22 protein-coding genes and 1 pseudogene are annotated in these 21,645 nt (G+C 57.2%); 8 read left to right on the top strand and 15 right to left on the bottom strand.

The annotated features are described in order from the left end of the window. The first annotated feature begins 62 nt into the window (after positions 1-62). Positions 63-1,643: a helicase HerA-like domain-containing protein gene (locus AZE99_RS02705; RefSeq protein ID WP_067197883.1), complete on the top strand. Its 1,581-nt coding sequence runs from the start codon at positions 63-65 to the stop codon at positions 1,641-1,643. Between the two features lie 56 nt (positions 1,644-1,699). Here the strand turns inward: AZE99_RS02705 and AZE99_RS02700 are convergent, their stop codons facing one another. From AZE99_RS02700 to queF, 3 genes are all read right to left on the bottom strand, one after another. Further along, on the bottom strand, positions 1,700-2,092 hold the full coding sequence (locus AZE99_RS02700; RefSeq protein WP_067197881.1) for an acyl-CoA thioesterase: 393 nt from the start codon (positions 2,090-2,092) through the stop codon (positions 1,700-1,702). 83 nt (positions 2,093-2,175) lie between these two features. Continuing rightward, positions 2,176-3,264, bottom strand: coding sequence for a glutathione S-transferase family protein (locus AZE99_RS02695; RefSeq protein WP_067197879.1), 1,089 nt, complete (start codon positions 3,262-3,264; stop codon positions 2,176-2,178). Further along, on the bottom strand, positions 3,264-3,734 hold the full coding sequence (gene queF / locus AZE99_RS02690) for a preQ(1) synthase (protein WP_067197877.1): 471 nt from the start codon (positions 3,732-3,734) through the stop codon (positions 3,264-3,266). The genes AZE99_RS02695 and queF overlap by 1 nt, the downstream gene beginning before the upstream one ends. Before the next feature lie 28 nt (positions 3,735-3,762). On the opposite strand from queF, the gene AZE99_RS02685 reads away from it, so the two are divergent. The 5 genes from AZE99_RS02685 to AZE99_RS02665 all read left to right on the top strand — a co-directional run bounded on the left by AZE99_RS02685 (position 3,763) and on the right by AZE99_RS02665 (position 9,708). After that, the gene (locus tag AZE99_RS02685; protein WP_067197875.1) at positions 3,763-5,034 is read left to right on the top strand and encodes an LPXTG cell wall anchor domain-containing protein; all 1,272 of its coding nucleotides are present in this window, start codon (positions 3,763-3,765) and stop codon (positions 5,032-5,034) included. 194 nt (positions 5,035-5,228) lie between these two features. Further along, positions 5,229-6,065, top strand: a complete 837-nt coding sequence (gene sseA, locus AZE99_RS02680) for a 3-mercaptopyruvate sulfurtransferase (RefSeq protein WP_067197874.1) — start codon at positions 5,229-5,231, stop codon at positions 6,063-6,065. Positions 6,066-6,091: 26 nt separating this feature from the next. After that, entirely contained in the window at positions 6,092-7,291 is a 1,200-nt protein-coding gene (metC, locus tag AZE99_RS02675; RefSeq protein WP_067197872.1) for a cystathionine beta-lyase, read from the top strand. Beyond that, a complete protein-coding gene (locus AZE99_RS02670; RefSeq protein WP_082788206.1) occupies positions 7,288-8,625 on the top strand; it encodes a mechanosensitive ion channel family protein in 1,338 nt (445 codons plus the stop codon). The genes metC and AZE99_RS02670 overlap by 4 nt, the downstream gene beginning before the upstream one ends. Positions 8,626-8,928: 303 nt before the next feature. Beyond that, positions 8,929-9,708: a TorF family putative porin gene (locus AZE99_RS02665; protein ID WP_067197870.1), complete on the top strand. Its 780-nt coding sequence runs from the start codon at positions 8,929-8,931 to the stop codon at positions 9,706-9,708. A gap of 57 nt (positions 9,709-9,765) precedes the next feature. Here the strand turns inward: AZE99_RS02665 and AZE99_RS02660 are convergent, their stop codons facing one another. The 6 genes and pseudogenes from AZE99_RS02660 to AZE99_RS16520 form a co-directional block, all read right to left on the bottom strand. Then, the gene (locus AZE99_RS02660) at positions 9,766-11,313 is read right to left on the bottom strand and encodes an ATP-binding cassette domain-containing protein (RefSeq protein WP_067197868.1); all 1,548 of its coding nucleotides are present in this window, start codon (positions 11,311-11,313) and stop codon (positions 9,766-9,768) included. Then, a complete protein-coding gene (locus AZE99_RS02655; protein ID WP_197460232.1) occupies positions 11,310-12,098 on the bottom strand; it encodes an ABC transporter permease in 789 nt (262 codons plus the stop codon). The genes AZE99_RS02660 and AZE99_RS02655 overlap by 4 nt, the downstream gene beginning before the upstream one ends. 4 nt (positions 12,099-12,102) lie before the next feature. Further along, positions 12,103-13,023 carry an ABC transporter permease gene (locus AZE99_RS02650; protein WP_067197866.1) on the bottom strand — a complete coding sequence of 307 codons (921 nt, stop codon included), beginning with the start codon at positions 13,021-13,023 and terminating at the stop codon, positions 12,103-12,105. A gap of 6 nt (positions 13,024-13,029) precedes the next feature. Next, positions 13,030-14,175 (bottom strand): epoxide hydrolase family protein, encoded by a 1,146-nt coding sequence (locus tag AZE99_RS02645; RefSeq protein WP_067197865.1) that lies wholly within the window; start codon positions 14,173-14,175, stop codon positions 13,030-13,032. 98 nt (positions 14,176-14,273) lie between these two features. Beyond that, a complete protein-coding gene (locus AZE99_RS16525) occupies positions 14,274-14,654 on the bottom strand; it encodes a 3-hydroxyacyl-CoA dehydrogenase family protein (protein WP_443027827.1) in 381 nt (126 codons plus the stop codon). 6 nt (positions 14,655-14,660) lie between these two features. Next, a pseudogene (locus AZE99_RS16520) lies at positions 14,661-15,109 on the bottom strand (3-hydroxyacyl-CoA dehydrogenase family protein); the annotation flags it as partial. A gap of 109 nt (positions 15,110-15,218) precedes the next feature. Here AZE99_RS16520 and AZE99_RS02635 point away from each other — a divergent pair. Beyond that, positions 15,219-16,310 (top strand): DUF1176 domain-containing protein, encoded by a 1,092-nt coding sequence (locus tag AZE99_RS02635; protein ID WP_067197862.1) that lies wholly within the window; start codon positions 15,219-15,221, stop codon positions 16,308-16,310. 3 nt (positions 16,311-16,313) lie between these two features. On the opposite strand, the gene egtD is transcribed toward AZE99_RS02635, so the two are convergent. The 5 genes from egtD to gluQRS all read right to left on the bottom strand — a co-directional run bounded on the left by egtD (position 16,314) and on the right by gluQRS (position 20,336). Next, a complete protein-coding gene (gene egtD, locus AZE99_RS02630) occupies positions 16,314-17,273 on the bottom strand; it encodes an L-histidine N(alpha)-methyltransferase (RefSeq protein WP_067197861.1) in 960 nt (319 codons plus the stop codon). 18 nt (positions 17,274-17,291) lie between these two features. Next, entirely contained in the window at positions 17,292-18,446 is a 1,155-nt protein-coding gene (egtB, locus tag AZE99_RS02625) for an ergothioneine biosynthesis protein EgtB (protein ID WP_067203212.1), read from the bottom strand. A gap of 187 nt (positions 18,447-18,633) precedes the next feature. After that, the gene (locus AZE99_RS02620; protein WP_067197859.1) at positions 18,634-19,212 is read right to left on the bottom strand and encodes a cob(I)yrinic acid a,c-diamide adenosyltransferase; all 579 of its coding nucleotides are present in this window, start codon (positions 19,210-19,212) and stop codon (positions 18,634-18,636) included. A gap of 11 nt (positions 19,213-19,223) precedes the next feature. Continuing rightward, positions 19,224-19,454, bottom strand: a complete 231-nt coding sequence (locus tag AZE99_RS02615) for an HIG1 domain-containing protein (protein WP_067197858.1) — start codon at positions 19,452-19,454, stop codon at positions 19,224-19,226. 15 nt (positions 19,455-19,469) lie between these two features. Continuing rightward, the gene (gene gluQRS, locus AZE99_RS02610) at positions 19,470-20,336 is read right to left on the bottom strand and encodes a tRNA glutamyl-Q(34) synthetase GluQRS (protein ID WP_082788205.1); all 867 of its coding nucleotides are present in this window, start codon (positions 20,334-20,336) and stop codon (positions 19,470-19,472) included. A gap of 105 nt (positions 20,337-20,441) precedes the next feature. Here gluQRS and AZE99_RS02605 point away from each other — a divergent pair, with 105 nt between their 5' ends. Further along, a complete protein-coding gene (locus AZE99_RS02605; RefSeq protein WP_067197854.1) occupies positions 20,442-21,008 on the top strand; it encodes an HNH endonuclease in 567 nt (188 codons plus the stop codon). 177 nt (positions 21,009-21,185) lie between these two features. Here AZE99_RS02605 and AZE99_RS02600 read toward each other — a convergent pair whose 3' ends face one another. Then, a complete protein-coding gene (locus tag AZE99_RS02600; protein WP_067197852.1) occupies positions 21,186-21,596 on the bottom strand; it encodes a response regulator in 411 nt (136 codons plus the stop codon). Positions 21,597-21,645: the final 49 nt, after the last annotated feature.

The raw sequence follows: 21,645 nt of genomic DNA, 5'->3' as shown, positions 1-21,645 counted from the left end.
CCGGCCTTTTTTTTGCGTCAAGTCGAAGCTCAAACTTGCAATATGAGTAAAGGGATCCGCCAATGGCCGATGCAACAGAAATTTTTCTCGGACTGGGCGGTGACGAACGGCAAAGCCTCAATCTGTCCCGAGCCAACCGGCACGGACTGATTGCCGGAGCGACCGGCACTGGTAAAACCGTCACTTTGCAAGGGCTTGCCGAGAGCTTTTCCGCCAATGGCGTGCCGGTCTTTGTTGCCGACGTCAAAGGTGACCTCTCCGGCGTTTCGATGGCCGGCTCCTCGCAATTCAAACATGCCGACAAGCTGGAAGGACGTGCCAAGGACCTTGGAATGAGCGACTATGCCTATTCTGACAATCCGGCAATTTTCTGGGACCTATATGGCAAACAGGGCCATCCCATCCGGACCACGATCTCGGAAATGGGGCCGCTGCTGCTCGCTCGCTTGATGGACCTGAACGACACGCAGGAAGGCGTGCTGAATATTGTCTTCCGCTTTGCCGATGAAGAGGGATTGCTGCTGCTGAACCTCGATGATCTGCAGTCGATGCTCGCTTATACGGCAGAAAATGCGAAGCAACTGTCCGCCAAATATGGCAATGTCAGCAAGGCCAGCGTCGGCGCAATCCAGCGTCAGTTGCTGCAGCTGGACAGTCAGGGCGCAGGCCAGTTTTTCGGCGAACCCGCTCTGGAAATTGATGATTTCATCAAATGCGATGATCAGGGACGCGGCTATATCAACATACTCGCCGCCGATCAGCTGATGCGCAGCCCGAAACTATATGCGACATTCCTGCTCTGGCTGCTCGCCGAACTGTTCGAAACATTACCGGAAATCGGTGATCCGACAAAGCCGAAGCTGGTGTTCTTCTTCGACGAAGCCCATCTGCTGTTCGACGACGCACCCAAGGCACTCGAGGACAAGATTGAGCAGGTCGTGCGCCTGATCCGGTCCAAGGGCGTTGGCGTCTATTTCGTTACCCAGAACCCCGTTGATATACCTCAAGAGGTTGCTGGCCAGCTCGGCAACCGGGTGCAACATGCCCTGCGCGCCTTCACCCCGCGCGACAAAAAGGCGATCAAGGCGGCTGCCGATACTTTCCGCATCAACCCCGATCTGGATGTCGAGCAAGCCATTACCGAATTGCGCGTTGGCGAAGCGCTGGTGTCAACCTTGATGGAAGACGGTGCGCCATCGATTGTCCAGCGGACCCTGATAAAACCGCCCCGCTCTCGACTGGGACCGGTTTCGGTCAAGGAACGCGCGATCATCAATTCGATCTCGCCCTATGATGGCAAATATGACGAAGAGATAGACAGAAATAGTGCCGAGGAGATCCTGGCGCAAAAAGTCATCGACGCCACGGAAACCGCGCGGGAAGTTGAGGAAAAAGGCGAAGAAGAAGTTGGCAAGCGCTCACGCAAGACCAAAAGCATCTGGGAAAAAGCCTTCAGCCGCGGTGCGAAGGTCGCCGTGGGGTCAGCAGCAGGTATGGCGGCTTCGACGATGCTCGGTAAAAAATCCCGGGCGGACCCGATGCGGTCAGGCGTGACTTCTGCAGTCGGGTCGGTGGTTACCGATCTTGCCGGGCCGGTTGCCGGACGCTTCGTGCGCAACCTGATCGGCGGGCTGATGCGTTGATGGTCTGCTAGCCAGCTCGTTATTGCTGCGCCAGCGGACTGAAACGCTTCAACCTTCTACCCGAAAAAACGGGCGACGATATCTTTCGCCAGACGGGTCGGGCGCAAGGTATCGGCATCGATACAGCACCAGCTCGATTGCACTTCGGCAAGCACCTCTTCGCCACGACGAATGATCGTGCTGTAAAATGCCCGTGCCCCGTGCACTTTTTCGAGCAACACTTCGGCGATAACGTCATCATCCAGAAAAGCGGGCTTGCGATAGGTAATCTCGTGCTTGATTGCTACCCAGAGATGGGCTGCAACAGCTTCGGAAGGGGCAAATTTCTGCCAATGTGCTACCACTGCGTCCTGCACCCACGTCAGGTAGTTGGCATTGTTTACATGTCCCATGAAATCAATGTCGGATGCCTCGATGGCAATGCTGTGATGATGTGAAACGCTGCTCATATCAGTAATATATAAGATTGGCGGCGGCCGATTGATAGGGCAAACTGATTTTCTGTTCCAAAAAATGGCGGCAGTTCGTAATATTAGTGCAATATCAACTTGAAGTTTTCGAACGCCAACGGCCGCTCCATCGTGAAATCCCGAAACGCCAGGGCGCCGTCGATTGTCGACAAAAATTCCTCCGCAGCTGATTTGTCGGATTCTTCCAACTGGCGATAATAGTCCAGCGGTCGCTGCAACATCCACAGGCTGAACGGTGGTGCGATCCGTTGTCCGGTCACACCCTCGATGGTGAAATCCGTCATTCCGACAGCGCGCGGAATCTCCATATCCGGATTGGCTCTGGCCCAGGCGGCAAAAATGTCGGCGGTTTTCTGAAGGAAGGGCATTTGCTCCGTCATCATTCTTTCCAGCACCGGAACCAATGTCTCCGGAACCTCGTCATCGGGCAGAAATTCTCCGGATAAAGGCTGCTGCACATCCACCATCCGCTCGACCCATTCGGCAACTTTCGGTGCCAGCCGTTTCATGATCTCGCCCGATGCGGGATCGCGATACAAATGGGCATAAAGCGGCCCGATCAGGCCAAAATCGCCAATCGAGGGCCGCGACCCCAGTAGATAATCATATTGGGAAAAATGCCGGTCAAGGTCGGCCAGAAGCGCTTCATAGCTGGCCTCGATCGCGGGGATGGTTTGTTCGTTAATCCCCAATATCGGGCAAAAACCCTTGAACGTCTGCCCGCGCTCGCGGCCGATTGCCAGCTGCTCTTCCTGGCTGGCATCAGGCGCTGCAACGGCGCCAAATTCGCCGTAGACCCATTCCTCATTATAGTTCCAGCGATAGTGCATGGCCGGGATCACCAGCCATTCATCACCGAACACTTCCATCAGCAAAGCCACCAGCCGCTGTTTCGGCGTATCGGGATAGACGGACGGTCCGCCGATCTTCGCTTCAAAATGGTCGATGATCAATGTTGTGTCCTGAAGCGTTTCCCCATCTCCGGTTACCATCACCGGAATGACAGGACGGCCGACTTTGGGAACGATGATCGTTTTATAGACTTCGGTGGTGCTGAGGATTTCCTCGTAATCCACCCCTTTCCAATCGAGATAGGCCCGCGCCTTGCCGGAATAGAGCGACAGCGGCCCGCCGTAGAATTTATGCTTCATCAGCCACGGCCACGATAGGGCGCGACGCCCTGATCCGGTATCCAGAGGCCCTTGGGCGGCTCACCCGATTGCCAGAATATGTCGATCGGTATACCGCCACGCGGATACCAGTAGCCACCGATCCGCAGCCATTGAGGTTTCATTTCGTCAAACAGCCGCTTGCCGATGCCGACCGTGCAATCCTCGTGAAAGGCGGCATGGTCGCGGAACGAACCAAGGAACAGCTTGAGCGACTTGGATTCGACGATGGTTTGATCCGGTGCATAGTCGATCACCAGATGGGCAAAGTCCGGCTGACCGGTTACCGGGCACAGCGAGGTAAATTCCGGTACCGCAAAGCGCGTGAGATAGAGCTCGCCAACGCGCGGATTGGGGACATAGTCGAGTATCGCCTCTTCGGGAGAAGCAGGCATCGGACTGGTCTTGCCGAGAAATTTCGGAGCTGGCGGAGAGGTTGGTTTGTCGGTCATGCAGATTATCTAGTGCACGGGGCGCTTCATGTCATCACCCCTGCTGCATTCATCGCCGGTTCAGCGCGTCGGGCGGCATTCCGATCTGAAACAATGCAGGGAAATAGCCGTTTTTCAGACCATCAGACATATCGGGTTCCACGCCCTTTTGACCGGCGCAGCTTTGGGTCTGTCCCCGAGCTCTGTCGCCATGGCACAATCGGCGATCGACGAACCATTGCCTGTTCTGCAAAGCCAACCGTCGGTGGACAGCTATTCGCTGCCGCCCGGACCAAGCAGCACGCCAGCGAAGAAAGTCTTGCAAGGTCCCGTCGACGCCGACATTCCACTTGCCGAGCCGACCATCGTCACACCGCGAACAAGTCCCGCGAAACCGCCCACGCCATTGAGCACTTCCCCATCCGCCAGCCCGGCGATCAAGCCTGCCGCTATCGACAGAAGAGCCGATCAACCGCCATCGACGATCGAGCCAACTCGACGCAGACCAGATGCCCAAGTGGAAAAACCCGCATCCGAAACCGGCTCTGCCCCGGCAGAACCTGCAATCAATACAGACGATGGTCCGGAATCCACAACCACGCCGGCTGATATATTCTCATCCCCGACGGCAACCCTCACAGAGCCCTTACCGGAGACTGAGACCAGTGATTGGCAACTCCTGGTGCTGGGGCTTCTGCTGTTCGTCCTGCTTGGCGCATTATTTCTTTGGCGGGCCCGCCGCCATGCTGCGCCGAAGCAAACGACTGTCACCGATCCTGAGCGCGCCACAGCCGGCCTGCCTAGCGACATCGCCACCCTTCCCGATCCAATCCTGCCTGTGGCTGCCCTCAGCATCGGCTTCCAGCCACATTCGGCCAATGCGACTTTGATCAATGCGGTGCTGGGCTTCGAACTGACCCTCTCCAACCATGGCGGTGACGATCTGACGGGCATCAGGGTCAGTGGAGCCATGGTACAGGCGCAGAACCATGGCGCTGGCGATCCCGTTTTGGCCGATTTATCCCCATTGGCAGAGGTTCCCAATCTCCCGACTGGAGAAACCGAGAAAATTGTCGCAGAATTTCGCATCCCGTTGACGGGTATCCGCCCGATTCAGTTCCAGTCACAGGCCTTGTTCGTGCCGCTGGTGCAGATTGCGATTGAATTTACCGATGTATCCGGCACCCAGCATATTCAGACCGCTGCCTATCTTGTCGGTCAGGAACACCAGCCGCTACGCCCCAAAATGGCGCCGTTTCGGTTGGATCTGGGACCACGCAGCTTTGCTCCGCTCGGTCACCGCCCGCTCGCCATGAATTGAACCTTCCGGGGGAATATAAGTGGTCGATATTGATCGTGTCGCGATTCAGATGTTACCGTAACATCATGTCATGCAGAAAAAGCACATAAGCGGTGGATTCGCAGAGCAATGCGTTATAGCCTCGACGCCTTGAAATCGAGTCGCTAAACGGCGGTTAGAGTAGCGCAAATAATTGCGGGCATGAGGAGTTTAATATGGAATTGCTGGTAACGACCGAATGGTTGGCCAACGAACTGGGCGCGTCTGATCTGCGGATCGTGGACGCGACAAAATTCATGCCGGATGCGGGACGTAATCCTGCAGCCGAATATGAAGCCGGCCATATCCCCGGCGCAGTCTTCATGGATCTCAGTGATTTGACCGATACCAACAATCCGGTCGACAATATGCTCCCGCCAGCCGAGAAATTTGCCAGCCGGATGCAGTCACTCGGTCTGGGCGATGGCAGCCGTGTGGTGCTTTACGATGACAGTCCGTTCAATACCGCAGCCCGCGCCTGGTGGATGCTGACCATTTTTGGCGCGCATGAAGTTGCGATTCTCGATGGCGGCATTGCCAAATGGAAAGCCGAAGGTCGGCCGCTTGAAACCGGCAAGGAAGCGTTGCGCCACCGTCATTTCACCGTCTGGAAAGACGACAAGGATATCCGCACCAAGGCGGATATGCTCGCCAATTTGCACAGCAAGAATGAACAGGTTGTCGATGCGCGTCCCGCCGACCGGTTCAGCGGCGAAACGCCCGACCCGCGCGGCAATACCGCATCCGGCCATATCCCCGGCTCGACCAATATCCCGCACAGCAACTTTTTCAACGCCGACGGGACATGGAAAAGCGTCGATGAAATCAAGGCCGTCTTTAGCGACGCCGGCGTGGATCTCTCCAAGCCGCTTGTAACGACATGTGGTTCGGGGATCACGGCAGCGGTTATATCCTTTGCTGCGGCGCTCGCGGGAGCTGACAAAACCGCGCTCTACGACGGCAGCTGGTCCGAATGGGGCGCCGATGCGGACACCCCGAAAGAAACCGTCTGAATATGCCAGCACTGCTGGAACTTTAATTGGCCGATACCGGCTCTGGTTCAAAAAAGCCCGCGACTCAGGTCGTTACCGGTGGTCGCCGGAAAATATGGACCGGAGCCGTGGTCAATCCGCCCGTATGGCGCGGAAGCACGCATCTCTATGACGATGTCGCTCATCTCCGGGAAGGCCTGACGTCGAACGATGATGGCCGTTTTTTCTACGGTCGTCGCGGTTCTCCGACCCAATGGTCACTGGCGGAAGCGCTGACCGAAATGGAGCCCGGCGCCGCCGGCACCATGCTTTATCCTTCCGGTGTTGCCGCCATTTCCTGTTCGCTCCTCGCGGTTCTGAAGCCGGGCGACGAGATATTACTCACCGACAGCAGCTATGACCCCAGCCGCAGCTTCGCCGATGCCTTTCTTAAACGCATGGGGATAACAGCGCGCTATTATGATCCGTTGATCGGCGCCGACATCGCCGATCTCTTCGGTCCCGACACAAAGGCGATATTGTTGGAAAGCCCCGGCAGCCTGACCTTCGAGGTTCAGGACGTGCCGGCGATCTGCGAGGCGGCGCGTGCGGCGGGCGTGATCACCCTCCTCGACAACACATGGGCGACTTCGCGCTTCTTCCTGGCGCTGGAACATGGTGTCGATATCGCGATAACCGCCGCAACCAAATATATTGTCGGGCATAGCGATGTAATGATGGGCGCGGTCACCACCCACAGCAAATATTGGACCCGCCTCCGGCGCACAGCCCAGCAACTGGGCCAGGTGGTCTCACCGGATGACGCCTATCTCGCTGCGCGGGGATTGAGGACGCTCGACGTCCGGCTGCGCCAGCATGAATCCAGCGCTCTTAAAATCGCCCATTGGTTGAAAGAACGGCTCGAAGTCGGCCTGGTCCTTCACCCTGCCCTGCCGGATTGTCCGGGTCACGAAATATGGAAACGTGATTTCACCGGAGCGTCAGGCCTGTTTTCCTTCGAGCTATCGGATGGTGACGACCGGTCCCGCGCCGCTTTCATCGATGCGCTGACTCTATTCGGCATCGGCTATAGCTGGGGTGGTTTCGAAAGCCTTGCGCTGCCGGTTGATCCGGAAAAACATCGCACCGCAACCGAATGGACCGGGAAAGGCCCGTTGGTGCGGCTGAATATCGGACTGGAAGACCCGGATGATCTGATAGCGGACCTTGCCAAAGCTTTTGAACATTACCACAGTGCAAAACCATGATCGACAATGCGTTCAAATATCTGGAATCTCTGACTCCTGACACACCCCGCAACGTCCAATATATCGAAGGCGCCGTGGCCGCGGGACTGGTCATGCTGGCCCTGACCGCCGGCTGGTATCTCAGCAAATATATCGGCCCCAAGTTGCGCCACCTCTGGGAAGCGCGCGCGGGCTATGAGAGCGAACTCGCCGGTCGGCGTATCCGTGACATGACCCGGCGTGCAACCACATTCATCCTGTGCGGCATTTTCCTGGCTTTCTATCCCTGGCATCTGATCGCCCAGGTCGTCTTTTCTCTCACCATTGCCATAACGGTCGGCCTGTTTGCCAATGACCTGATCCGCGGTGTGCGAATGCCGGACTGGTTGGGTACACTCATTGGTCTGGCCCTGTTCGTGAGTATCGGATCGGGCCTGGTTGGCGGAATCGAACCAATCACCCTTGCTCTGGACAAGGTTGGTTTCGGTATCGGCTCGAGAAGGATTTCGCTGCTCTGGATCGTGACCCTGGCGATGACTGCCGTGATCCTGCTCGCGGTTGCCCGCGTGCTTATGAAGCTGGTCGCTTATATCATCAGCAACAGCGAACTGGATGGCGCGCAGAAGGTATTGGGCCAGAAACTCGCCACCGTCGCGATATTGGCCGGCGCCTTTGTTCTGGGCCTAGACGTGGTCGGGATCGACCTCACTGCCTTGGCCGTCTTCTCCGGCGCTTTCGGCCTCGCCATCGGTTTCGGCATGCAGAAGACAATTGGTAACCTGATCGCCGGAATCATCCTGTTAATGGATCGTTCGATCAAGCCCGGTGACGTGATCGCGGTCGGCAACACCTATGGCTGGGTCAACAAGATTGGTGTCCGCGCGGTCTCGGTTCTCACTCGGGAAGGCAAGGAACATCTGATCCCGAACGAGGATCTCATGACGCGGGAAGTGGAAAACTGGTCTTACTCCAGTCCCAATGTCCGGATCAGCATCCCGGTAGGTGTATCCTATAATACCGACATGGATCAGGCGATTGATCTGATGAAACAGGCTTGCGTCGACGTACCACGGGTGCTCAATCATCCCAAGCCGGTCGTCTGGATGCTGGAATTCGGCGATAATAGTGTCAATTTTGAAATCCGCTGCTGGATCAAGGATCCGCAATCCGGGGTTGGCAATTTCAAGGCAGCGATCCTGAAACGGGTATGGGATTTGTTCAAGGAACATGGGGTCGAGATCCCCTTCCCGCAACGGGACGTTCATATCCGGTCACTGCCAAAGGGTGGAACCTTCACGCTTGAAGCCGGCTCCGAACCGACTATGCCCCTGACAGAATCGACACCAACCGAGTGAGGCAAAGGCGCAATATCAAGTTGTGGTGATCAAGCTGCCAATCTCCAAATGGCGCTTTATTAGTCACCACGGACAAAATCCGCCTAAATTTTAAGCGACCAAAAACCCGTATGTGGCGCAAGTGCAACATTTTTGAACTATGTCATCGTTCCTGTCGTTTTCTTTCTTGTACAGCGCAATAATATAGAGCAGCTTTCCTGCAGTTGTTTAGAGACTGTTCGCGTTCGGGGCATCTGGCGCAATAAAAAAACAGCCGAAGCAATATCAGGAGGGGCGATACGCATTAACGAGAAAGGGATTTCCATGCGCACGTCCAATAAAATCAACCTTGGCGGAAAAGCCAAGTCAACAATCGTCGGCCTCTCGGCCATCTTGCTGGCCAGCACGGCCGCACCAGCTTTTGCTCAGGAAGGTGAATCTTCCAGCGGAATCACAGTGTCGGGCAATGCTGCGGTAACATCAGATTATCGCTTCCGTGGCCTGTCCTTTTCCGACGGCGACATCGCCATCCAGGGCGGTATTGACGTAGCACACGATAGCGGCTTCTATATCGGCACATGGGGATCTTCGATCGAAGACAGCCCTACATATGGTCATACAGAACTGGATATCTATGGCGGCTGGTCCGGTGAAGTAACATCCGGCCTGACCCTTGACGTGGGACTGCTCTATTACTTCTACCCCAATGGTGAAGACGGAGCAGCTGGACCGAGCGACTATTTCGAGCCTTATGCTTCAGTGTCCGGCACAGTCGGTCCGGTCGAAGTCACCAGCGGCATCGCTTATGCCTGGAGTCAGGACAGCTTGGGCAATTCGGATAATGTCTACATCTACACCGGTGTTTCGGCCGGAATTCCGGAGACCCCGATCACATTGAACGCCAATATCGGCATCAATGAAGGATCACTGGGCAATCCAGCGGGTGTTCTCGGCGTGAATGATTATGTTGACTGGATGCTCGGTGTGGACTGGGCGATCACCGACAATCTGACCGCCACACTGGCCTATACCGATACCGACGCGCCTTCGATCAACAATTTTACCGACAGCGCGATCGTTTTCACTCTCGGCGTATCCTTCTAAATTCACAAAAGCCACGCTGAAAAAGGGGGCCATTCGGATAACCGGGTGGCCCCTTTTTTAACTGGCGGTGATAAGCTTTTGTGTCGCCGGATGCCGGGGATCGTCAATGACCGCCTGCATATCACCCGTCTCAACGATCCGCCCCTCTTCCATCACCGCAATCCGGTGGCACAACCGGCGCGCGGCGGCAATGTCGTGGGTGATGACCAGCAAGCTCAAACCATTCTCGACCTGCAGCCGGAGAAGCAGGTCGAGAATTTCCGCTCCGACCAGCGGATCAAGCGCCGATGTCGCTTCGTCCAGCACCAGCAGCTGCGGAGATGCAACAATCGCTCGCGCAATCGCCACCCGCTGCGCCTGGCCACCCGAGAGACTGGCTGGCAGGCGGCTCAGAAAATCGTCCGTCAAATCGACATTGGATAACGCTTGTCGCGCCAGATCATTCCATTCGGTCCTTGTCAGATCAAGCCGAAGGTTACGCAGCGGTTCGGTCACGATGTCGCTGACCCGCCATTGCGGATCGAGACTGGCGACCGGGTCTTGAAAAACCGGCTGGATCAACCGGCGCATTTCCAGATCGCGCTTGCCGCGCTCGGGAAGCGCGGTTCCTTGCCACAGGATTTCACCGTCGGTCACCGGGCCGATACTGGCAATGGCGCGCCCGAGCGTTGATTTTCCGGAACCGGAGCCGCCGACAAGGGCCACAGATTCGCTCTGTCGTACGATGATACTGGCATCAACCACCGCGCGGATATTGCCGCGTCGCCAGCCGGGGCGATGGAACTCGACGCCAATGCGCACGGTTTCGAGCAACGGCTCACGAGGATGGCTGAGCTTTGGGAGTGGCTCATCAAGACGGGGAGTGGCGGCAATCAGACGCTTGGTATAATCTTCCGCAGGATTGGCCATCAAAGCGCCAGCCGGACCGGATTCCACCAACCGTCCCTTCTCCATCACAACCAGTTGATCCGCATGCTCCCGGACCGAAGCAAGATCATGGCTGACCAGCAGCATTCCGATTCCTTGCTCGGCACGCAATTCATCCAGCAGATCCATGATCTCCGCGCGCAGGGACGCATCCAGCGCGCTGGTCGGTTCGTCGGCGATCAGCAATTTGGGACTGTGGGCGATGGCAGCGGCAATCATCACTCGCTGGCGTTCGCCACCGGACAGGCGATGCGGGAACTGGTCCAGCCGCTCGTCCGGCCGGGACAGACCTACGCGCTCAAGCTTCTGCGCCAGCTCCTGGCGGGATGGCCGCGCTGCTCCGGCCTGCATCGTCGCTTCCTGCAATTGCGCGCCGATAGAAAGATGCGGCGTCAGCGCGGTCAATGGCTGCTGGAATATGAATCCGGTGAGCCGGCGGCGCGCATCGCGCAACTGCTGGGCGTCAGCATCACCGATACTGATACCATCCAATATCATCGCTCCGGAAGCGATCCCGGGAGTCAGTCTGAACGGTGTCAGGCAGGTCAGGCTTTTCCCGGAACCGGATGCACCGATAATCGCTGTGCATTTCCCCGCTTCAACAGCCAGACTGACTTCTTCAACCAGCCGCTTGCCGGCAATATCCACGGCCAGGTTTCGGATCTCATAAAGGCTCATGAGAAACGGTCTCTCAGTCGTTCGCCTTCTATCGTCAGGCAGACCAGGATCAGCACCAGCAAGCCGCCGGGCAGCAGCAGGCCGAGCGGTGCCATATCCATGTCGTCGGCACCTTCTTTCACCAATATACCCAGCGAGGTCAGCGGTTCCTGCACGCCCAGACCGAGGAAGGAGAGGAAGCTCTCGACCATCACCACCTGCGGCACGGTCAGCATCAGATAGGCAAGCGCGACACCGGCAATATTGGGCAAAATATGGCGCAGGATGATCGCGATTGAGGGTGTACCCGCCGCTTCGGCGGCGAGAATGAAGGGCCGCTGTTTCAGCGCCATCACCTGCCCGCGGACCACCCGCGCCATGGTCAGCCACTCAACCAGTCCGATGCCGACGAAGACCAGCAATATTGACCGTCCGAACACCACCATCAGCAGGATGACGATGAACATGAAGGGCAGAGCGTACAGGCCGTCGACTATGCGCATCATCGCTTCGTCGACTCTGCCGCCGATCCAGCCTGCGGTGGCGCCCCAGGCGATGCCGACAATCAGGGAAACCAGCGCCGCTGCAATCGCGACCATCAGCGTGATCCGGGTGCCCGCTGCCAGCCGCGCCAGGCGGTCTCGGCCGATTTCATCCGTCCCGAAAAGATGCGAGCCGCTAAATGCCGGTGAGCGGACGGCATCCCAGTCGATCTGGTCATAGCTCCACGGTAACAAGAACGGCAGCAATAGAGCCAGCGTCACAATCACCAGCACCAGAACAAGCGGGAAATGATGTTTCAGCAACGTCTCACCCTTCCCGTATTCTGGGGTCGAGCCAGCCGTATATCAGGTCGGCAAACAGATTGAACAATATGATCAGCGCGGCGTAGAGCGTCACCACGCCGAGTACGAGCGGATAGTCGCGATTGAGCGCGCCCTGGACAAAATAGCGCCCGAGACCCGGCAGGCCGAAAACCGTTTCGACCACGACTGCCCCGGTCAAAAGGCCCGCCGCTGCCGGACCGAGATAGCTCGCCACCGGAACCAGCGCTGGCCGGAGTCCATGTTTGAACAGGATTTTGGTTTCGGAAAGACCGCGCGCCCGCGCGGTGCGGATATGGTCCTGCTTGAGCACGCTGGCCAGTCCGGCGCGGGTGAGCTTGGCAATGGCTCCCGATACTGGCAGCGCCAGGGCGACAACCGGCATGATCAGCCAGGCGCCTCCGTCTCCCATGCCAGAAACCGGCAGCAATCCGAGCCACAGCCCGAAGAACAAGGCCAGGGCCGGTCCGGTGACAAAGGTCGGCAGCGCAGTGGCGACCGTTGCCAGCATCATGATCGCCTTGTCTGCCGCCTGTCCCGCTCGCACGGCAGCAAACAGGCCGGCTGTCACGCCGATTATCAGCGCGAGCATGATCGCCAGACCGCCTAGGGTGAGGGAAATCGGCAGCCCCTGCGCGATCAGTTCCGATACGGTGAAATCGCGATAGACCAGCGAAGGTCCGAAATCCCCCTGCACCAGCCGAGAAATATAGAGCCACGCCTGCTCCCAGAGTGGCCGATCCAGACCATAAGCCTGTTGCAATGCCGCCTGCGTTGCCGGGTCGAGCGGACGTTCCCCGTCAAACGGCCCGCCGGGCGCGAGGCGCATGAGGAAGAAAGACGCCAATATGATCACCAGCAGCGTCGGGATCGCCGTCATCAGCCGCCGGGTGATCAGGGAAAGCACGTGCCGCTAGAGCTCCATCCCGGCAAAACAGCTGCGCACTTCCTGCACAAACAGCTCCGGCACTTCCATCGCCGCGAAATGACCGCCCTTTTCCAGCTCGCCCCAGTGGCGCAAATTCTTGAACCGTTGCTCCGCCCAGCGGCGCGAGGGGGTGATAATCTCGTTGGGAAAAATGCTGCAGCCGGAGGGTATGCTGACGGGATCGATATTGGGCGCGCCGAAACTTTCTCGGTAGAGGCGTGCCGAGGATGCGCCGGCGTTGTTGAGCCAGTAGATCATCACATTGTCGAGCAACCGGTCACAGTCGAAATTGTCATCCGGGGCCTTGGCATCGTCGGCCCAGCCCTGGAATTTCTCCATGATCCAGGCCATCTGACCGACCGGAGAATCGGCGAGACCATAGCCGAGGGTCTGGGGCCGGGTCCGCTGGATTTCGGCATAGCCCGAACCCTGTTCCTGATAAGTGGCAAAATGCACCAGCGATGCCTGCTCTTCCGGCGTCGGATTGGACATGATCTCTTCGGAAGGGGGACCGACAATGACCAGATTGACATGGATGCCTGCACAATGCCCCAGATCTTGCGCGCCGATGACGGATGTCACCATCCCGCCCCAGTCGCCGCCCTGGGCAAAATAGCGGTCATAGCCGAGCCGGGTCATGAGCGTGTCCCATGCGGTTGCGATTTTTTCCATGCCCCAGCCAGTGGTGGTCGGCTTACCCGAAAAGCCAAATCCCGGCAGCGAGGGCACCACCAGATGATAGGCGTCCTTCGCCTCGCCGCCATAGGCAACCGGATCGGTCAGCGGGCCGATCACATCCATGAACTCGACAATCGAACCCGGCCAGCCATGGGTCATCAGCAGCGGCCGCGCATCCGCTTCCGGCGAGCGGATATGCATGAAGTGGATATCGACACCGTCAATCTCGGTCAGATGATGACTATATTGATTGAGCGCATCTTCACAGCGCCGCCAATCATAGCTGGTTCGCCAATGTTCGACGACCGTCTTGACATAGTCGAGCGGGATGCCCTGCGACCAGTCATCAACCGGCTCCGGATCAGGCCAGCGCACATGGCGGAGCCTTATGTCCAGATCGTCCAGTGCCGTTTTCGGGATGTCAATTCTGAAGTCTCTGATTTCGTCGCTCACGCCGTGTCATCCTCTATATGTTCGCTCCGATTTTCTCAGCGGGCGATTGGTCTTTTCTGCTCTTCATCCCCGACTGGTCATCTCGAAAGATTTTGCACCTACATCGTCGGGACCGGCACTTCGCCTGAATAATCATAAAAGCCCTTGCCCGTCTTGCGGCCCAGCCAGCCAGCCTCGACATATTTCATCAGGATCGGAGCGGGGCGATATTTCGGGTCGCCAAAGTCATTTTGCAGCACGCGCAGGATTTCCAGCAACGTATCGAGCCCGATCAGATCGGCCAACGTGATCGGCCCCATCGGATGGCCGAGGCCCAGTTGAATCCCCCGGTCAATATCCTCCATCGACGCTGTGCCTTCGCCGAGCGCAAAAAAGGCCTCGTTGAGCATCGGCAGCAGAATGCGATTGACGACGAAACAGGGAGAATCCTTGGCCATGACCGGAGTCTTGCCGACGGCCTTGGCAAAGTCGCTGGCCATGGCTGCGGTCTGATCGCTGGTCGCCAGTCCGCGGATGACTTCAACCAGCCCATGAGTGGCACCGGATTGAAAAAATGCACACCGACAAAGCGCGACGGATCTTTGACCGACTGCGCCAGCCGGGTGATCGAAATCGATGACGTGTTGCTCGCGAGTATTGCCTGGTGGCCAAGAACCTCGGAGGCGGCGGCGAAAATCTGGCGCTTGACCTCTTCGCGCTCGGTGGCGGCTTCGATGATGATATCGGCGTTGGCCATGGGATCAAGCTGAACAATGGGTTCGATCCGGCCGAGAGCGGTCTCAGCCGCCTGCTGCTCGATTTTTTCCTTTTCGACAAGCCGCGCCAGCTGCCTGGCGATACCGGCCTTGCTGCTTTCGGCAATCTCCAAACTAACATCCGAGAGATAGACATGATAGCCTGCCTGAGCCGAGACCTGTGCAATACCTGCACCCATTTGCCCCGATCCGATTATGCCAATTGCTTTCATTTCCTGCCTTTCGAGCTATTCTTGATGGTTGAACAAGTCACTAGCGATTGTCGGTCAAACTGGCTAGATTGCAATTATGTCCCCTATCAGTTTCATTGCCGCAATATTGGCGACAGCCGTCGCTGCCACCGCTCTACCGGTTCCGCAGCTTGGAGAAATCCGAACCTTCAAGGATTGGACCGCAGGCTGCGACAATGGCGGCAATTGCCAGGCCGTTTCGCTGATGTCGGAAGAGGGTGGCGCCGGTTTTGATGACTGGGGTGGCCCAATTTCGATCGTTCGGTCAGCACGGAGCGATGATATTTTCAAGATTCGCGTCCAGTTCGAAGCCAAGGGCATGGACCGCTACCGGATGATGATCGATGGCGATTTGGTCGATACCGGTCCGATAGTTCAGGGCGACTATCCGATCGAGATTGTTGGCCAGGATGCCCGGAAGGTTGCGCAGGCGATCATCAAAGGGAAGCTTGTGGTCATAAAGGGTCCCAAAGGTGAAAACCTCACCCGCGCTTCGCTCGCCGGTTCGTCAGCCGCTTTACGCTATATTGACGAGAAGCAAAGGCGTGCCGGTACCGACACCGCGCTGGTTTCCCGTGGTTCGCGAACATTTAAACCCGAAAATGTCGAAGTGCCAATGATCATTGTAGACCAATGGGAGAGCGCAAGTCTGGTCCCCGAAGCCGATGCCCTGGTCGCTCTGGCTGAAGATTCAAAGTGCAAGGATGAGCGCTATGGCCTGGTCGAAGATCAAGCCTATCCGCTCGGCAGACGCGGTGATTTATACCGGGCACTGGTGCTGATATCCTGTGGCTCGGGCGCCTATAATTTCTCCAGCGCGCCCTATATCGGAGAACATCGTAAAGATGGTCCTGAGGGGTGGACGTTTAAACCGGCCGAATTTGATCGCCAGCCGAAATGGGGCGGCGAAGGCAGTCAGCCTCTGCTGGTTAACGCCGGCTGGGACGAACGGGAGCAAACGCTCAGCAGCTATGGCAAGGGCCGAGGACTTGGCGATTGCGGTAGCGCCGAAAGCTATGTCTGGGACGGAGAGAGATTCCGCATGACCGATGCCAGTGCGATGGATGAGTGCCGCGGAGCCTATGAATGGATCACCGTCTGGCGGGCAAAATATCGCAAGCTTGAAAATGCAGCATCGCCAGCAAAATAGGCGCTAGGGTGCATATTTGAGCGGGTGGGCTTCTACCAGCATTAGCGTGAAATGGTCCTGCTCGTCGCTCCATTCGTGCAACGGCGTCCAGCCGCCAGCCCGCAGCATCAGCCGGGCATCGCGCAGGCCATATTTATGGCTGTTCTCGATATGGATTTTCTGGCCCTGAACCATTTCATGGACATGTCCGTCGATCGAGAAGCGTACATCGGCCTGCGCTTCCAGATAGATTTCAACCCTTGCATAAAGGTCGTTCCAGACAGCCACATGCCGGAATTTATCGCAGGGTATATCGCCGTCCAGTTCGCGGTTGATCCGGTGGAGCAGATTCAGCGAGAATTGCGCCGTCACGCCGGCAGCATCATCATAGGCGTCAATCAGTGTCTGAATATCCTTGATCCGGTCAATACCGATCAGAAGCTGAGCGCCTTCACCCAAAGTTTCCCGCATGAAGCGCAGCAGGTCGACCGAGGTCCGGGCAATCATGTTGCCAATGGTCGAGCCGGGAAAGAAGCCCAGTTTCGGCATGTCCGCGACGGCTTCGGGCAGCGCCACCCGCTTCATGAAATCGGCCTCGACCGGATATATCGGCAGGTCTGGAAATTCGGCCTGCAGCAGCGATGCGCTATGTTCGAGAAACTCCCCGGAAATATCGATCGGTACGTAAGCCGCGGGATCGATTGCTTTCAGCAGATGCGGGGTCTTGACCGAACTGCCGGAACCAAATTCAATCACCGCCCGGTTCGGTCCCACTGATGCTGCAAAGGCAGGCCCGTTTGCCTTGAGCAACTGTGTCTCCGTGCGCGTCGGGTAATATTCCGGAAGCTCTGTGATTTCCTCGAACAATTCCGATCCGCGGCGATCATAAAGCCAGCGTGCCGGAATCGCATAAGTCTGCTGTTCAAAGCAGCGCCTGACGTCCTTGCGAAAGCTATGATCGACGAGCGAAGTGGTCATGTCCATGGGGGATAATCCTTTACGTCAAAGGTCTTTTGCAAGCCGCAGTCCGCAGAACTGCCAGCGCTGGTGGGGATAGAAGAAATTCCGGTAACTGGGCCGGATATGGTTCGGCGCTGTGGCGGTGCTGCCGCCCTTCAGGACAGACTGGCCCGACATGAACTTGCCATTATATTCACCAACCGCGCCATCGGCAGGCTTGAAACCGGGATAGGGCAGATAGGCGCTGCCGGTCCATTCCCAGACGGCGCCGCTATTGGGTAGGCCATTGTTCGCTGCCACCTCCCATTCGGCTTCGGTCGGCAGGCGTGCCCCCGCCCAAGTGGCATAGGCATCCGCTTCATAATGGCTGACATGCTTCACGGGTGCGAACTGGTCGAGACTTTGATTGCCGCACAGTCCGAACTCAGCCCATTCCGGATCAGATATCCGGTTCCAGTAAAGCGGCGCGTCGATTCCTTCCTGTTGCACCCAGGCCCAGCCGTCGGACAGCCAGTGGCGGGCTTCGCGATAACCCCCATCCTCAATGAACTCGAGCCACTCGCCGTTGGTGACCGGACGATCGGCGATCGCATGCGGATGCAGCAGCACGTCGTGGCGCGGACCTTCGCAATCAAAGGCGAAGCCCTGACCATCATGTCCGATCTGCTGGATGCCGGTCCTGCCCTCGATCCATTGCAATGGTCCGGGCTCGGATGCAGAGACAGGAGCCATGCTGGAATAGGCGGGCTTCAAGGGATTGCGGGAGAAGAGGTGAAGAATATCCGTAAGCAGCAATTCCTGATGCTGCTGTTCATGATTCAAACCGAGTTCGACCAGATCGAGCAATTCTTCGGAGAATCCCTCCATAGCCTCCACCATCGCGCTGTCGACATGGGTGCGATAATCGATCACTTCTGCCAGTGACGGACGGGTCAGCAAACCTCGCTCCGGGCGAGCATGCCGTGCGCCTTCGGCTTCGTAATAGCTGTTGAACAGATAGGGAAAAGCATCATCAAACAGCTGATAACCTGCGACATGATCGCGCAGCAGGAAGGTTTCAAAAAACCAGCTGATGTGCGCCAGATGCCATTTCGTCGGTGAAGCATCATCCATCGATTGCGCGGTCGCATCGGCATCGCTCAAGCCTTCGGCGAGACGAACCGAATGGCGCCTGACGTCCCGAAAACGATCCAGCAGGGCACTTGATCGGGAAAGATTTTCTGCGTCGAACGAAGGCGGACACGGGCGTTGCGGTTGGCTAGCGATTAATCCTACTCCGGTGGCTACGATTTTTTCAGAACATAGAGCGAACAATGATTAGGTCAACAACGCATATTTGCGGCAGTTGGTTGCAAATATTTGCAATGCACGGCGCTTTCGCGCCCTAGCGAGATGCCCCCGGCACCCATAAAATATCGTCCGCGCCGCCGTTATTGAGCGCCCGTCCGAGTACGAACAGATAGTCCGAGAGACGATTGACATAGGCCAGCGCCTGCGGGTTGATCGACATGTCTCTGCCAGCGGCAACACAAGTCCGCTCGGTCCGTCTGGCAACGGCACGAACCAGATGGATGGCAGCAGCGGCTTTCGAGCCGCCAGGCAGAATGAAACTGGTCAGCGGATCAAGCTCAGCAGTGGCTGCGTCGATTGCTTTTTCCAGCCGCTCCACCTGCGAAGGCACGATCCGAAGGATCATGTCCGAGGGGGTGAAATCGTCTCCGTCGGCTGCCGGGGTCGCGAGATCCGCGCCGAGATCGAACAGATCGTTCTGGATGATCCGCAATTGCTGAACCAGCGCATCATCGCCAATTTCGCAAATCGCTACACCAAGCGCGCTGTTCAGTTCGTCTACATCACCAATCGCCGCCATGCGCGGATCATTCTTGGCAATCCGCGATCCGTCGACGAGCCCGGTCGTACCGTCATCGCCGGTTTTGGTATATATCTTGTTTAGCTTTACCATCGGTTAGCGGCCTAGCTCTGGCCACCCGCCACAGCCAGTAATATCACCACCAGGATGATCGCGATCGCCTGATATTTGACGCGGGCAAACATCATTTCATTCTGCTTCTTGTGCGACGCGGTGATGCCGTCGGCATCGACGTCACCCGGCTTCATATTGGCGAAGGCGATCAGCCCGCGTACGAGTGCATAAATGACAGCGCCTGCGGCTGCGACGATCATCAATATCAAAATATAGCTCATATGGTCACCTTAAGCTTAGGAAAGGGAGATTCCAACAGGGAAGATGCCCTGCCGGAAATCTTGCAGCAGCTTTTGCCCGCTTTGACCGGCCAGGCGCAATACGGACAAAGAGGCAGAATCCCGGCTCTTGGACAGTTTTCCGCCGGTCTCATCGAGCAGAAGCGGATGATGAAAATAGGTCGGCGTCGGCAGGACCAGCAGCGCCTGCAGCAACCGATGAATATCGGTGGAAGCGAACAGATCATCCCCGCGCACGACATGGGTAATCCCGTCGCGGGCATCGTCGACCGTCACGGCGAGATGATAGGCCACCGGCATATCCTTTGGCACAAGGATAACATCGCCAAGCCGCTCGGGATGGTTCAATTGCTCGCCGTGCCGTTCATCTCTCCATCGCAGCGGGCCGGCAATCGCCGCCGCCTTCGCCACATCAAGCCGCCAGCTGTGCGGCTCTGCTGCCGCCCGTTTCCTGGCCAGATCCGGGTCGAGATGCCGGCATGTTCCGGCATAGATCGGACCGTCCGGCCCTTCCGGCTGCGGGCCATCTTCCTGCAATTGCCGCATGTCCGATCGGGTGCAGAAACAGGGATATAGCAGCTCCATCGCCTTCAGCCGGTCGGCGGCAGCGGCATAGCTGTCCAGCCGTTCGGACTGGAAAATCACCTCCCTGTCCCATTCCAGACCCAGCCAGCGCAGGTCGTCCAGTATTGCGGTGACAAATTCGGGACGGCTGCGGCCGCTGTCGATATCCTCGATCCGGAGCAGAAACTCGCCACCCCGCGCCCGGGCAAAATCATGCGCCACCATCGCGGCATAGGCGTGACCCAAATGCAACAATCCGTTGGGGCTCGGGGCAAAACGCACCACAATATGTCGATTCATTTGCCCACTTGACGTCATAAGCCGGATAATGTTCTCTGTGTAATAGTCATGTCATGTTCTTAGGCATAAAGAGCAGACAGTAAAGGACAAGGGAGACAAGCGCTTATGTATCACCCCGACCTGCAAAGGCATCCGGAAAGCTGCCCCTCGCTCGTCCTCAACGCAGACTATACGCCCCTGTCTTATTATCCGCTCAGCCTGTGGCCCTGGCAAACCGCAATCAAGGCCGTGTTTCTCGACCGGGTCGACATCATATCCAGCTATGAGCGCGAAGTGCACAGCCCCAATCTCGACATGAAAATCCCGTCAGTGATTGCGCTGAAGAAATATATCAAACCTTCCGAATATCCGGCCTTCACCCGTTTCAACCTGTTTCTGCGCGACAAGTTTGAATGCCAATATTGCGGGTCACCCGACAATCTGACCTTTGACCATGTCATTCCGCGCCGACAGAAGGGCCGCACGACTTGGGAAAATGTCGCCACTGCCTGCCTTCCCTGCAACCTCAAGAAAGGCGGCCGGACGCCCAAGGAAGCGCATATGCAGCTCGCCAATCGTCCGATCAAGCCGACCAGCTGGCATCTGCAGGAACATGGCCGGGCTTTCCCGCCCAATTTCCTGCACGATACGTGGCATGACTGGTTATATTGGGATATCGAGCTGGAAAGCTGACGAAGCGACGATATTGAAACCGACCGGCAGGGCCTTCTGGACAGGGAGGGGGAAGCCGAAGGTGGCGAAGATGGTCTAGTTGATATGGCTAGGTCGATGGTGATCGTCGCCAGGCTTATTAGCGGTTGTTTTCGGATCAGGAATTGCGTTGGCTTGCGTTATGCCGTGATCGCAGGATCAGACGTATCGCATCGGCAGCTTTTTCGTTCCCCTGCGCCTTTCAGCATCGTCCAGCATATTTTCGATGATGAACACCAGTTCGTCGCGATCAAAGGGTTTCTTCAAATATTCCGTGGCGCCCGCATCGAACGCAATTTGTTCATCGGCTGCGGATGATCGCCCGGTCAGCATCAATACCGGCGTGGAGAAAAGTTCCTGATGATTGCGAATCCGGCGCAGAACTTCTACCCCGCCCATTCTCGGCATACTGCAATCAAGAATGATCAAATCGGGATTTTTGATCTTGGCGACTTGGAGTGCGGTAACACCATCACCGATCACACCGACAGCATGACCGGCATCCATCAGCGTGTCACGAACGACCTCGCCGACCAACTCATCATCTTCTGCATATATTATTCGCGCCATCAAAAATTCTCCTCAAACTATCTGTCTAGCAGAGACTGGTTAACAACTT

This window comes from Sphingorhabdus sp. M41, assembly GCF_001586275.1.
Lineage (GTDB): Bacteria > Pseudomonadota > Alphaproteobacteria > Sphingomonadales > Sphingomonadaceae > Parasphingorhabdus.
This window is presented reverse-complemented; position numbering and strand designations above follow the sequence as displayed.

Coding starts and splice junctions, on each gene's coding strand:
- AZE99_RS02705 (WP_067197883.1), top strand. CDS start 63: ATGGCCGATGCAACAGAAATTTTTCTCGGACTGGGCGGTGACGAACGG.
- AZE99_RS02700 (WP_067197881.1), bottom strand. CDS start 2,092: ATGAGCAGCGTTTCACATCATCACAGCATTGCCATCGAGGCATCCGAC.
- AZE99_RS02695 (WP_067197879.1), bottom strand. CDS start 3,264: ATGAAGCATAAATTCTACGGCGGGCCGCTGTCGCTCTATTCCGGCAAG.
- queF (WP_067197877.1), bottom strand. CDS start 3,734: ATGACCGACAAACCAACCTCTCCGCCAGCTCCGAAATTTCTCGGCAAG.
- AZE99_RS02685 (WP_067197875.1), top strand. CDS start 3,763: ATGTCATCACCCCTGCTGCATTCATCGCCGGTTCAGCGCGTCGGGCGG.
- sseA (WP_067197874.1), top strand. CDS start 5,229: ATGGAATTGCTGGTAACGACCGAATGGTTGGCCAACGAACTGGGCGCG.
- AZE99_RS02670 (WP_082788206.1), top strand. CDS start 7,288: ATGATCGACAATGCGTTCAAATATCTGGAATCTCTGACTCCTGACACA.
- AZE99_RS02665 (WP_067197870.1), top strand. CDS start 8,929: ATGCGCACGTCCAATAAAATCAACCTTGGCGGAAAAGCCAAGTCAACA.
- AZE99_RS02660 (WP_067197868.1), bottom strand. CDS start 11,313: ATGAGCCTTTATGAGATCCGAAACCTGGCCGTGGATATTGCCGGCAAG.
- AZE99_RS16525 (WP_443027827.1), bottom strand. CDS start 14,654: ATGGCCAGCGACTTTGCCAAGGCCGTCGGCAAGACTCCGGTCATGGCC.
- AZE99_RS02635 (WP_067197862.1), top strand. CDS start 15,219: ATGTCCCCTATCAGTTTCATTGCCGCAATATTGGCGACAGCCGTCGCT.
- egtD (WP_067197861.1), bottom strand. CDS start 17,273: ATGGACATGACCACTTCGCTCGTCGATCATAGCTTTCGCAAGGACGTC.
- AZE99_RS02620 (WP_067197859.1), bottom strand. CDS start 19,212: ATGGTAAAGCTAAACAAGATATATACCAAAACCGGCGATGACGGTACG.
- AZE99_RS02615 (WP_067197858.1), bottom strand. CDS start 19,454: ATGAGCTATATTTTGATATTGATGATCGTCGCAGCCGCAGGCGCTGTC.
- gluQRS (WP_082788205.1), bottom strand. CDS start 20,336: ATGAATCGACATATTGTGGTGCGTTTTGCCCCGAGCCCCAACGGATTG.
- AZE99_RS02605 (WP_067197854.1), top strand. CDS start 20,442: ATGTATCACCCCGACCTGCAAAGGCATCCGGAAAGCTGCCCCTCGCTC.
- AZE99_RS02600 (WP_067197852.1), bottom strand. CDS start 21,596: ATGGCGCGAATAATATATGCAGAAGATGATGAGTTGGTCGGCGAGGTC.